This window comes from Pantoea vagans, assembly GCF_001506165.1.
GTDB classification, from domain to species: Bacteria; Pseudomonadota; Gammaproteobacteria; order Enterobacterales; family Enterobacteriaceae; genus Pantoea; species Pantoea vagans_C.
Genome location: NZ_CP011427.1, coordinates 1829298 through 1842046 on the forward strand (window position 1 = coordinate 1829298; position 12749 = coordinate 1842046).

General features: G+C 53.7%; 9 protein-coding genes. 2 read left to right on the forward strand and 7 right to left on the reverse strand.

Going from position 1 to position 12749, the window contains the following annotated elements; all coding sequences use genetic code 11:
• The first annotated feature begins 152 nt into the window (after positions 1-152).
• Complete coding sequence (hrpA, locus tag LK04_RS08505) at positions 153-4049, forward strand: ATP-dependent RNA helicase HrpA (protein ID WP_039333454.1); 3897 nt, start codon at positions 153-155, stop codon at positions 4047-4049.
• Between the two features lie 87 nt (positions 4050-4136).
• Here hrpA and LK04_RS08510 read toward each other — a convergent pair whose 3' ends face one another.
• The 5 genes from LK04_RS08510 to rstA form a co-directional block, all read right to left on the reverse strand.
• The gene (locus LK04_RS08510; protein ID WP_039334322.1) at positions 4137-4943 is read right to left on the reverse strand and encodes a trypsin-like serine peptidase; all 807 of its coding nucleotides are present in this window, start codon (positions 4941-4943) and stop codon (positions 4137-4139) included.
• A gap of 280 nt (positions 4944-5223) precedes the next feature.
• Complete coding sequence (gene asr / locus LK04_RS08515) at positions 5224-5697, reverse strand: acid resistance repetitive basic protein Asr (RefSeq protein WP_039334324.1); 474 nt, start codon at positions 5695-5697, stop codon at positions 5224-5226.
• Positions 5698-5867: 170 nt separating this feature from the next.
• Positions 5868-7355 carry a carboxypeptidase M32 gene (locus LK04_RS08520; protein ID WP_039334326.1) on the reverse strand — a complete coding sequence of 496 codons (1488 nt, stop codon included), beginning with the start codon at positions 7353-7355 and terminating at the stop codon, positions 5868-5870.
• Between the two features lie 12 nt (positions 7356-7367).
• Positions 7368-8678 (reverse strand): two-component system sensor histidine kinase RstB, encoded by a 1311-nt coding sequence (rstB, locus tag LK04_RS08525; protein WP_039334328.1) that lies wholly within the window; start codon positions 8676-8678, stop codon positions 7368-7370.
• Positions 8675-9400 carry a two-component system response regulator RstA gene (gene rstA, locus LK04_RS08530; protein ID WP_039334329.1) on the reverse strand — a complete coding sequence of 242 codons (726 nt, stop codon included), beginning with the start codon at positions 9398-9400 and terminating at the stop codon, positions 8675-8677. The genes rstB and rstA overlap by 4 nt, the downstream gene beginning before the upstream one ends.
• A gap of 176 nt (positions 9401-9576) precedes the next feature.
• Here rstA and LK04_RS08535 point away from each other — a divergent pair, with 176 nt between their 5' ends.
• Entirely contained in the window at positions 9577-9990 is a 414-nt protein-coding gene (locus LK04_RS08535; protein WP_039334331.1) for a hypothetical protein, read from the forward strand.
• On the opposite strand, the gene LK04_RS08540 is transcribed toward LK04_RS08535, so the two are convergent.
• Together LK04_RS08540 and ydgH are read right to left on the reverse strand one after the other, a co-directional pair.
• A complete protein-coding gene (locus tag LK04_RS08540) occupies positions 9991-11382 on the reverse strand; it encodes an amino acid permease (protein ID WP_039334333.1) in 1392 nt (463 codons plus the stop codon).
• 211 nt (positions 11383-11593) lie between these two features.
• Positions 11594-12550, reverse strand: a complete 957-nt coding sequence (ydgH, locus tag LK04_RS08545) for a DUF1471 family protein YdgH (protein WP_039334336.1) — start codon at positions 12548-12550, stop codon at positions 11594-11596.
• Between the last annotated feature and the right edge of the window lie 199 nt (positions 12551-12749).

Sequence of the window (12749 nt, forward strand, 5' to 3'; positions counted from 1 at the left end):
GAAATTATTGAATAAGGTCGCATGTCCGGTCAGGTGAGGTTGTCCAGAGTGTGCTATTATGCCGGGCAATAATTGATTGAATCCGCCGGGTATTTTTGCCGGCAACGAGCGCACTTTGTCAGGCTCGCCGCGACAACAGGTAACACATCACTATGTCATCATCCGTCACTTCCCCTTTGGCCCCACTTTGGACGCGGCTCGATAATCTCATGCTGCGCGATCGCCAGCGTTTGCAGCGCCGTCTGCATGGCGCGGCGAAGGTGAAAAATCCTGCGGCACAGCAGGGCATTGCTGCTGAACTGGAGCCTGAATTTGCTGCGGCTGAACAGCGCATTGCCCAGCGTACCGCTGCCACTCCGCGCATTACCTTCCCGGAAAACCTGCCGGTCAGTCAGAAACAGCAGGAAATTGCCGAAGCCATCCGCGACCATCAGGTCGTGATCGTGGCAGGTGAGACCGGCTCAGGGAAAACCACGCAGTTACCCAAAATCTGTCTGGCGCTCGGAAGGGGCGTGAAGGGGCTGATTGGTCATACTCAGCCGCGTCGTCTGGCAGCACGCACCGTGGCGAACCGTATTGCCGATGAGTTGGAAATCTCACTGGGTGGCACCATTGGTTATAAAGTGCGTTTTAACGATCAGGTCAGTGACACCACCCAGGTGAAGCTGATGACCGACGGTATTTTGCTGGCGGAAATCCAGCAGGACCGTCAACTGTTGCAATACGACACCATCATTATCGATGAGGCGCACGAGCGCAGTCTGAACATCGATTTCCTGCTGGGATATTTGCGCGAACTGTTGCCGCGTCGTCCCGACCTGAAAGTCATCATCACCTCGGCTACCATCGATCCACAGCGTTTCTCGCATCATTTTAACAACGCACCGGTGATTGAAGTCTCTGGTCGCACCTATCCGGTGGAGGTGCGTTATCGCCCGATAGTGGAAGATGCTGACGACACTGACCGTGACCAGCTTCAGGCGATTTTTGATGCGGTGGATGAGTTGGGGCACGAGAGCCGTGGCGACATCCTGATCTTTATGAGCGGTGAACGCGAGATCCGTGATACCGCCGATGCGCTGATGAAGCGGGAGATTCCACACACGGAAATCCTGCCGCTTTATGCGCGTCTCTCCAACGCCGAACAGAACCGCGTGTTCCAGTCACACAGTGGACGCCGTATCGTGCTGGCGACCAACGTGGCGGAGACCTCCCTGACGGTGCCGGGCATTAAATACGTTATCGATCCCGGTACGGCACGTATCAGCCGCTATAGCTATCGCACCAAGGTGCAGCGCCTGCCGATTGAACCGGTTTCGCAAGCCTCTGCCAATCAGCGTAAGGGGCGTTGCGGTCGCGTATCGGAAGGGATCTGTATTCGTCTCTACTCAGAAGACGATTTCCTCAGCCGCCCGGCGTTTACCGACCCAGAAATTCTGCGCACCAACCTGGCATCGGTCATTCTGCAGATGACGGCACTGGGCCTCGGCGATATCGGTGCATTCCCGTTCGTCGAAGCGCCAGACAAGCGCAACATCCAGGACGGTGTACGTCTGCTGGAAGAGTTGGGCGCGATTACGCTGAGCGAAGATGAAACCTATAAGTTAACCTCGTCAGGCCGCCAGTTGGCGAAGTTGCCGGTCGATCCGCGTCTGGCGCGTATGGTACTGGAAGCGCAGAAATTTGGTTGTGTGCGTGAAGCGATGATCATCACGGCGGCGTTATCCATTCAAGACCCGCGTGAGCGTCCCAGTGAAAAACAGCAGGCATCTGATGAGAAACATCGTCGTTTTGCCGATAAAGAGTCTGATTTCCTCAGCTTTGTGAATCTGTGGAATTACCTGCAAGAGCAGCAAAAAGCGCTGTCTGGCAATCATTTCCGCCGCCAGTGTAAGGCTGATTTCCTCAACTATTTACGCGTCCGTGAATGGCAGGATATTTACACCCAATTGCGCCAGGTGGTGCGTGAACAGGGCATGCCAGTCAACAGCGAACCGGCACCCTATCGTGAAGTGCACTGCGCGTTGCTGACTGGATTGCTGTCGCATATCGGGCAAAAAGATAACGAGAAGCAGGAGTTTACCGGGGCGCGTAATGCGCGTTTCTCCATCTTCCCCGGTTCGGGCCTGTTTAAGAAGCCACCGAAGTGGACCATGGTGGCAGAGCTGGTGGAAACCAGCCGCCTGTGGGGACGTGTGGCGGCGCGTATCGATCCGGAATGGATTGAGCCGCTGGCACAACACCTGATTAAACGCAGCTACAGCGAACCGCACTGGGAAAAAGCCCAGGGCGCGGTGATGGCAACGGAAAAAGTTACCCTGTACGGACTGGCAATTGTGCAGGCGCGCAAGGTCAACTATAGCCGTATCGATCCGCAACTCAGCCGCGAACTGTTTATCCGTCATGCCCTGGTGGAAGGAGACTGGCAAACGCGTCACGCATTCCTGCGCAACAACCTTAAATTGCGCAGTGAAGTTGAAGATTTGGAACACAAATCGCGCCGTCGCGACATCCTCGTTGACGACGAAACACTGTTTGCCTTCTACGATCGACGCATCGGCAGCGAAGTGGTCTCAGCGCGTCATTTTGATAGCTGGTGGAAACAAGCGAGCAAAGCGAATCCCGATTTGCTCAGCTTTGATAAGCAGATGCTGATCAAAGAGGGTGCCGATAAAGTCAGCCAGCTTGATTATCCGAACTTCTGGCAGCAGGGCAACCTGAAGCTCAAACTGAGCTACCAGTTTGAGCCGGGCGGTGATGCGGATGGGGTCACCGTGCATATCCCATTACCGTTATTAAACCAGGTCGAAGAGAGCGGTTTTGAATGGCAAATTCCCGGTGTGCGCCGAGAATTGGTGATCGCGCTGATCAAATCATTGCCCAAACCAACACGTCGTAATCTGGTGCCAGCACCCAACTATGCAGAAGCGTTCCTGGGGCGGGTTAAAGCTATGGAACTGCCGCTGTTAGATGCACTGGAGCGCGAATTCCGCCGCATGACCGGCGTCACCATCGACCGTGAAGCCTGGCAATGGGATCAGGTGCCCGATCACCTCAAAATGACCTTCCGTATTGTTGATGAGCACAACCGCAAGTTGCAGGAAGGCAAAGATCTGCATCAGCTTAAACAAGTGCTGAAGGGTAAAGTGCAGGAGACGTTGTCAAAAGTGGCCGACGACGGACTTGAGCAGAGCGGGCTGCATATCTGGAGCTTTGGCACTTTGCCACAAAGCTATGAACAGAAGCGCGGCAGCTATCAGGTAAAAGCCTGGCCGGCGCTGGTCGATGAGAAAGACAGTGTCGCTATTCGTCTGTTCGATAATGAGTTAGAGCAGCAAAAAATGATGTGGCGCGGACAGCGTCGCCTGTTGCTGTTGAATATTCCGTCGCCAATCAAGTATCTGCACGAGAAGCTACCGAATAAAGCCAAACTCGGATTGTACTTCAATCCCTACGGCAAAGTGCTGGATCTGATCGATGATTGTATCGCCTGTGGCGTCGACAAGCTGATGGCGGCGGCGGGCGGTCCGGCGTGGCAACAAGAAAACTTCGAACAACTGCGTGACAAAGTGCGTGCAGAACTCAATGAGACGGTGGTGACCATCGCCAAACAGGTCGAGCAGATCCTGACGTCGGTGTTTAATATCAATAAGTTCCTCAAAGGCCGCGTGGATATGTCACTGGCTTTGGCGCTGTCTGATATCAAAACGCAAATGAGTGGCTTGGTGTATCGCGGCTTTGTGACGGGCAATGGCTATCAGCGACTGGCTGATACGTTGCGTTACCTGCAGGGTATTGAGCGCCGTCTGGAGAAACTGCCGGTTGACCCGCACAGCGATCGTGCGCGGATGCTGAAAGTGCAGGCGGTGGAACAAGCGTGGCAGACATGGCGTAACAAGTTACCGCCGCAACGTCAGGATGATGCCGATGTACAGGCTATTCGCTGGATGATTGAAGAGTTGAGGGTGAGCCATTTCGCGCAGCAGTTGGGTACACCGTTCCCGATCTCCGAAAAACGTATTTTGCAGGCGATGGAGCAGATAGGTTAATACGTATGCCGGTGCGCATAAATGCGCACCCTACAAAATACGGCATCGATTTTTGTAGGGTCGCCATTTATGGCGACCGTCAGGCGGTTATTTGGCTAACTCTTCGAGGCGGTCTTTAAACGAGGTCACTGCAATCGCTCGGTTATCCGCGCGGTAGCGGTCAGCGGGCGCTGGTGCCGAACTTTGCACGGCAATCAACTGCCAGCCATCAGCGGTTTTCAACAGCAGCGGCGATCCGCTGTCGCCCGGCAGGGTATCACACTGGTGCGACAGCACCGCGCGCTGTGCCCAACCGGTAATCAAACAATCACTGTGCGAATAGAGCGTATCCAGGTGATCCGCCGGATAGCCAGCCTGCGTCACTTTGCGCTCGGTGGTTTTGAGCGCATCGGTCAAATCACTGCGTGAACCGTCAAACAGCGGAATCGGTACAATGCCCGATGGCGGGTTATGCAGTATCACCAATCCATAGTCGTAAGGGGCGGCACCCGGCGGCACGATCCAGCCTTCACCATCTGCCTGTAATTTACGGGCTAAAGAGGGCTCGACGCGCGCGTCAATATCATGAATCTCGTAACGCCAGCCCTTAGATCCCGCCATAAAACGCAGCGCGACTGGCTTATCGAATTTTCCTGGCGGGGCCAACAGGCAGTGTCCTGCGGTCAAAGCCAGATGTGCAGAAATAAGGGTGGCGGTGCACAGGTTGCCGCTTTCGGTCTCTAACTGACCAATGGCGTCCCAGGGTGCGGCGCTAACATCGGTGATCGCTTTGCGGTGATCTTTGCCAAAAAAGAGTGTCTTGATGTCTTCCGGGCTTGGCCCATCTTCATCATCGGCATGTGCTGCGAGGTTGAAACTGAAAATACCAACTAGAAACAGGATAGCCAGGCGCATAGTTCTCTCAATGGCGAGAATAAAAAGAGGTTATTGTCATCACGCGTGAGCGGTAACTATAGTCGGAGAGCGGGAAAAAAGGGAGAAATATTGGAGTAATCAGCACGCTACAACGACTAGATAAAAAAACTGGCTGCAACGATGCCACACAGTATCATCACAATCAGGATAATTTCGAAGCGATAGCGACGCACCATTTTTCGCTACTCCAGTAAATAAACACCCGGCATAACCGGGTGTTTTTTAAATATTAATGCGGTGTTGGCGCTAAGAGCCGAACTTATTTAGCCGCTTTTTTCACTTTGTGATGCTTTTTAGCAGCCTGAGCTTTCTGAGCTGGTTTAGTTACTTTTTTGTGGTGCTTTTTAGCAGCCTGAGCTTTCTGTGCAGCTGGCTTGGTTGCTTTTTTGTGGTGCTTTTTAGCAGCCTGGGCTTTCTGTGCAGCTGGCTTGGTTGCTTTCTTGTGGTGCTTTTTAGCAGCCTGGGCTTTCTGTGCAGCTGGCTTGGTTGCTTTTTTGTGGTGCTTTTTAGCAGCCTGAGCTTTCTGTGCAGCTGGGGCTTTCTTAGCTACTTTTTTGTGTTTCTTAGCTGCCTGCGCTTTCTGGGCAACTTTTTTATGGTGAACAGCTTTATGCTTAACCGGTGCTGCGGTAGTAGTAGCGGCGGCAGCCGGAGCAGCAGTTGTCTCAGCAGCGAAAGCAACAGAAGACATACCCATAGCAGCGGCGATCACCAGTGCAACTAATTTTTTCATCGCAAAATCCTCGAACTATTTTTTCATGTGTAGCCCACTGCGGGGCCGGTGAAAGAACTATATGAAAAACAATTCGGTCTTTCCGTGAGGCATTGGTATCGGCGTGTAACGGAATGTACAAAGCAGGGTAAAGGATGTGAAAAGGGCGGCCTGACTGGCCGCCGCGCAGTTTACTCAGAGAGGTAGCGTTGTTCAAGGTGCTGGCGGAAATAGTGCGGATTCAGCGCTTCCCCTGTCGCATTGATCAGCAACTGCTGCGTAGGGAAGCGGCTGCCGTGTTGCCAGATGTTCTGCTGTAACCAGTCAAAGACTGGCTGCAACTCGCCGTCGAGGATCAGTTCATCCACCTGCGGAATCGCCCGCTTCACCGCCTGGAACAGCTGAGCGGCATACATGGCGCCCAAGGTATATGTCGGGAAGTAACCAAAGGCACCGTCGGTCCAGTGAATATCCTGCATACAGCCGTCACGGTAATTGCCACGGGTGTCAATGCCGAGCGATTGCTGCATCTTTTGGTCCCACAGCGCAGGGATATCTTCAACCTCAATGTCACCTTCAATCAGCGCGCGTTCAATCTCGTAACGCAGGATCACATGCGCCGGATAACTCAGTTCATCTGCATCAACGCGAATAAAACCGGGTTTGACACGCTGGGTCTGGCGAATGAAGTTGCTGACTTCCAGTGCGGGCTGATCCCCCATCAGAGCCACCACCTGCGGGTGAATGTGTTGCAGGAAGCCGTTGCTGCGCCCCAACTGCATCTCCATAAACAGGCTTTGTGACTCGTGCATCGCCGTGGAGCGCGCATGGGCGACTGGCTGTCCACGCCACTGCTGCGGCAAGTTCTGCTCGTAGCGAGCGTGGCCCGTTTCATGGATCACGCCCATCATGGCACTGAGAAAATCGTTCTCGTTGTAACGCGTGGTAATGCGCACATCTTCTGGCACGCCGCCGCAGAAGGGGTGGGCGCTGACGTCAAGACGACCATGATTGAAGTCGAAGCCGAGCGTCTTCATCACACTGAGACCCAGTTGTTTCTGCGCTTCAATGGCAAAAGGACCAACAGGAGCCGCGATAGGGGTTTTCTGCTGTTTTGCTACGGCTTTTTGCAGCAGGTCTGGCAACCAGCTTTTTAACTCGCCAAAGGTGCTATCGAGTTGGGCGCTGGTCATGCCGGGCTCGAACACATCCAGCAAGGCATCATAGCGGGAAACACCGGATGCATCTGCACGCAACTGGGCTTCTTCACGGCTGAGTTTGACCACTTCTTTTAAGTTGGCAGAGAAGCCAGCCCAGTCATTGGCCGGGCGCTGCTGACGCCATGCATGCTCACAACGTGAGCCCGCCAGCGATTTCGCTTCCACCAGCGCTGCGGGCAGGATTGTCGCCTGCTGCCACGCACGTTGCATTTCACTGAGGTTGGCCTGCTCAACGTCGTTCAGAGATTCCTGCTGTGCAGCATCGAACAAACCGCCGAGACGCTTATCGGTCAACAGTTCATGCATGAAGACACTCAATTCGGCCATGGCTTCGCCACGTGCCTGACTGCCGCCCGGTGGCATGGTGGTTTGCATATCGACGCCAGCGATAGCGCCCAGGTGACCGAAGCGCGATAAGCGCTGGAATGTACGGCTAAGTTGCTGATAAGCGGATGTCACAGTTGAAGCTCCTTATGACGGTAAACGGGGCGGAATGTCTCGCAAGGGTAGATCAATCGGCCAGCAGAAGCGAACGCAGGCACCGCCTAACGGGCTGCTCTCAATACTGACCTGTCCCTGCAGCGCTTGCGCGATAGAGTGAACAATCGCCAGGCCTAAACCACAGCCGCCCGTGGCGCGGTCGCGACTGGGGTCAAGACGCACGAACGGTTCAAACACGCGTGCGCGCTCTTCCTGAGGAATGCCTGGACCATCATCTTCTACCTGTAAATTAGCCATCGCGCCGTCAAACCACAGGCTGACGCGCAATCGCTGTTGGGCATAGCGCAGGGCATTATTGACCAGATTATCCAACACGCGTTCCATAAGGCGAGTATCCGCTGCACCGACATTTTCCAGTTGCGGGATATCCAGCGCGATCTGCGCCTGCGGATTCATGGTTTGCACATCTTCGATATGCAGCCGCAACCATTGGGCAAGGTCGAATGACTGCAAATTGAGGTCAACACGCGGGCGATCCAGGCGAGCGTAGGTGAGTAATTCTTCGATCAGGCTCTCTAACTGGCCCACATCGCGGTTTAGCGCGGCGGACTCCGCTTCACTCAGGTTATCGCTCATTTCTAAGCGATAACGTAATCGCACCAACGGCGTACGCAGCTCGTGCGCGATGCCATCAATCAACTGTTTCTTACTGGCGACCAGCGTATTGATGTTATCCGCCATTTGGTTAAACGCGACGCCCAGGCTGTGCAGGCTGGATGTGCTTTCAAAATGGGTACGCACATCCAGTTCACCGCGACCAAAGCGTTGTGCCGCTTTCTCCAGGCGTTGCATCTCCTGCCAGTGCGGCCGCAGCCAGATAAACACCGGCAGCGCCAGTGACATTCCGATAAAGGCCAGTAAGGCGATATCGAGGATGCGCATTTGGTGCAGATAGAACAGGTACGGAATCGGGCCGACAGAGAGCACATAATGGCTGCGCGGAATATGCTGCAGGAAGGTGTACTGATCGTCCTGCGCGACAATCTCACCTGCGCGCAGACGACGCATGTCGGCTTCATCCAGCTGATACTTGCTCATCGGTTCGATATGTAGCTCAAACGACAGATCGAGATCGAGATTGCGGATGGTTTTATTCCAGTCACGCGGCGGGATCTCGCGCAGTTCGCTGCGCATCAAAAACAGCGAGCTGGCCATCAAGTCGTTCATCGACTGACGACCGGCGCGTTCGGCGGTGAACTTGTACACCAGACCGACCAGCAGCGTCATCACCAGAAAACAGACAAACAGCAGCAAATAGAACTGAATGAAGAGCTTTCTCATGCGGAGCGAGTATCCCAGGCCTGTGGTGCGAACAGATAACCTTTATTACGGATAGTTTTGATGCGGAACGGTTCGGTGGCGCTGTCATAAAGCTTCTTACGCAGGCGCGAGATCGCCACATCAATACTGCGATCCATGCCGTCATAGGTCACGCCACGTAACGTTTTCAGCAGGGCATCACGATTCAATATCTGCCCAGCATGGGTTGCCAGCTCCCACAGCAAATCGAAATCAGCTGTAGACAGTGTGATATTTTCCTCGAACAGCGTCACCTGACGATTCAGTGAATCTATCGTCAATGAACCAAAGCGCAGCACGCGCTGTGAGCTCTGCACGGCGGGCGCCACTTCCGGCTGCACACCTTGCGCCTGGCGCAGGTGCAAACGCAGACGCGCCAGCAGTACGGCAGGCGGCGTGGTTTTCAGAATGTAATCGTTGGCACCCATTTCCAAAGCGAGGATGTGGTTCATATCGCTATCGAGTGAGGTCAATAACACGATCGGGCCTTGCCAGTGGGCGCGAAGATCGCGGCACACCGTCATGCCATCTTTGCCGGGAAGCATAATATCCAGCAAAACCAGATCGGGGTCGACCTCAAGAATGGTGGCTTCTGCACGGTCACCGCGGGTTTCAACCGTGACTTCAATATCGTGGCGGCCAAGGTAAGCGGCGATCAGTTCGCCCACTTCTGGCTCATCTTCCACATAGACAATTCTGTTCATATTTCTCTGCACGTGATGAGAATGACAGCAGCATAACTTTTCCTGGTCCTGAGCTCTACGCTATCGCACGAAATATCCCTCTCTGACTGGTATGTTCCCAGGGAAATGTGCCATTATTAGCGGCGCGTTGTAGCGCAAGGTTCGGAACCGCAATAAAAACCAGGAGGAGTGCGAGGGTGTCTGATAAAGAGCTGGCTTCAGCCGGATACAGTGACCGCATCTGCTTCAATTACAGTGATTTTCTCTCCGCTTCCTGCAAAAAACGCTGGAGTTTTGTCGATGCCATTTACGGCGTGATGCCCATCTTTGGCATGGTGACGCGTAAATCTGCGCATGGCTTAGCGGCCAGTGACGATCACCTCAAAGAATTAGCATTACAAATCATTTCAACCCAGGTCAGTGACGAGATAAACATCGCTCGACTCATCACCTTAGCTGAACAGCAACACATCAGTCGTTTCGATATCCAGTTACCTTATCCTTTGTCAGCGGAGCAGCTTGACGCTATCCATCAGGAATACCGTAAAGCGCTCAATCTGACACAGCAGGATGACCTGCTGTGTGTTTCTATTCCGGTACAACCCCACTAATTACTGCGTGAGCTGCCATACCGCAGGCAGTGAAGCCGCCATCAGCAAGACAATCGCAATGCGCTCCAGTTGTGATAACACCTTGTCACTGCGACCGCTGCGTCGCGCATAGAGGAACAGCAGTAATCCCGGCGCATACAACACCACGGAAAGTAGCAGATGCAGCGGGCCAGAAGCATACAGCAACCACACCCCATAGGCGCTGGCACCGATGCCGGTGATCATCGCCAACGGTTTGTTCTGCCCGCGCACCACTTTAATCAGATATAACCCGACCAGCAGATAGGGCACCAGAATCATCTCTGAAGCAATGGTCAGCAAGGTGTTGTAGTCGGCACCGGTGATGGCGATCAGGATCAGACACAGCTGCACGCTGCCATTAGTGAGCCATAATGAGGCGGCGGGCGAGTTGTGGCGGTTCTGGCGTGCAATAATACGCGGAAAAGCGCCTTGCTGCGCGGCGAGGAAGGGCACTTCGGCTGCCATAATGGTCCAGCTCAGATACGCACCGCACACGGAAATGATCAAGCCTACGGCGATCACCGCATTACCCCAATGCCCCATTAATTGCTGCATTAATCCTGCCATGGAAGGGTTACGCATCTGTGCCAATTCAGCGCGCGGTACCACACCTAATGACAGTAGCGTCACCAGAAGATAAACCAGCAGCGCTGCGATCACTGCGAGCATGGTAGCGCGTCCAACATCTTTCTTATAACGCGCGCGTGCAGAGACCACCACGGCGCCTTCAACGCCGATAAAGACCCAAAGCGTGATCAGCATGGTTTGTTTGACCTGCTGCCACAGCGGCTGCCCGAGCGTCAGCCCACTGAAATCCACGCTGAAACGATCGTAGTTGAAGGCCAACAGCGCCAGCACCACAAACAACAGCAACGGCACCAGTTTGCCCAAGGTGGCCAGCAAATTAATGCTGGCTGCGGTTTGTACGCCGCGCAATACCAGGAAATGCACCAACCACAGCAACACCGAGGCACCCAGCATCGCTTGCCAGGTATTGCCATCACCCAAGACTACGTGATCCGGTGTGTCGGTGAAGAAACTCAGTGCTGAGAAGACGATGACCAGATAGGAGACGTTCGCGATCACCGCGCATAACCAGTAGCCCCACGCGGAGCAAAAGCCCATTAGCTCGCCAAAACCTGCGCGTGCGTAAGCAAAGATTCCGCCATCCAGCTCGGGTTTCAGACGTGTCAGCAACAGCATGGCCAGCGCAAGAAAAATGATCCCCACGCCCGTAATCAACCAACCAATCAGCAAGGCGGCGGGTCCCGCTACGGCGGCCATATTTTGCGGCAGGCTAAACACCCCTGCGCCCAACATTGAACTGAGTACCAGCGCGGTGAGTGCACCAAGACCTAATTTTTTATCCAAAACGCCATTCCTGAGCAGCAGAGTATGCTGGGTAGTGACTATTCCGCCGGAGAGTAACGTGGCAATCAGCCGGGATTGAAACGGAATAACCTAAAAACAGGCGAAGGATTTTACGGAGAGCGAATGGGGAAGGCAATGCAGGATTATGCAAATTTGCGCACAGACTATGCAAACAGAAACGCAGGGCGACAATTGCCGCCCTGCATCGGTATTACTTGAACAGATCGGCAGTCACCGTCAGGTTACCGCCGCTTTGATTCGACCACTGGCGGGTGACGTGATAATACTTCGCGCCCTTATCGGCGGCACGTTTAGCCACAGCTTCAGAGATTTCTGTCGGTGTACCGAAATGATCTGAGAAAGTAATGGTATCAAACGGCTGCATTTGCGCTGCAGTGATGGCATTCACTTCCTGCACGCTGCGGCCATCAGCCAGCTTCACAGTATAGCGCTCGCCGGTAGAACTCTGGGTTTCGAAGAAACGTCCTACACTGCGGCTTGGGGAATCGGAAGATGCCACGCCTGGAATGGCGACTTTTTTGGCTTCTGCGCCGCCTGCTGCCAGCGCTGCTTTACCGGCCTCGGAATCGGCAGGGATAGAGTCAGAGACGCTCTGTACCTTACGCTCAGCTGCATCAGCTTTATAGACGTAAGCAGTCACGTACTGGTTGCCGCCGTTGTTTGCATCAACCTGACGCACAATAAAGAAAGAGGCTGCGCCTTTATCTTTCGCTTGTTTAGCAATAGCTTCATTTACGTCCGGCTGGCTGGAGAAGAAACCACTGACGGAAACGGTATCGAATGGCTCTAAACGATACGCTTCTGCTTTTGGTAACTCCTTCACGCCATTAAACATACGATACTTTGTTGACTGGTCCGCTTTGGGTGCGTTGGCTTTGTAAAGGTCTGCCGTAACACGCCAGTTGCCTCCGTTGCCATTGGTGTCGTTGATACCTTGCACATAGAAAGAGTCAGCGCCTTTCTCATCGGCGGCTTTAGAGATGGCATCAGTGGCATCACCGATGGCATTAAAACGGCCGTTGATATTAATACGTTCGAATGGCTTCAACGCGGCCGCTTGTTCTGGCGTCAACTCTTTGGCAGCAAATGCATTTGCTGCCAGCAGAGATAACAAGGTGGACGCCAGAATGGTGTTCTTCAGCTTCATAAAAATGATCCTTCGCCTTACGCAAAATGAGTACGAAAACGTGCTGGACTCTTGATGTATAACAGATTAGCCGCTGATTATTGCATGTAATAATCAGCCTGTCTCAGCCAATTTATGCGCATAAGATTGACAATCACCGCAAATTATTCATCGACATGTCATTTGCCTATGCTATGGCTTTTTTTTAACCAGGTTACCA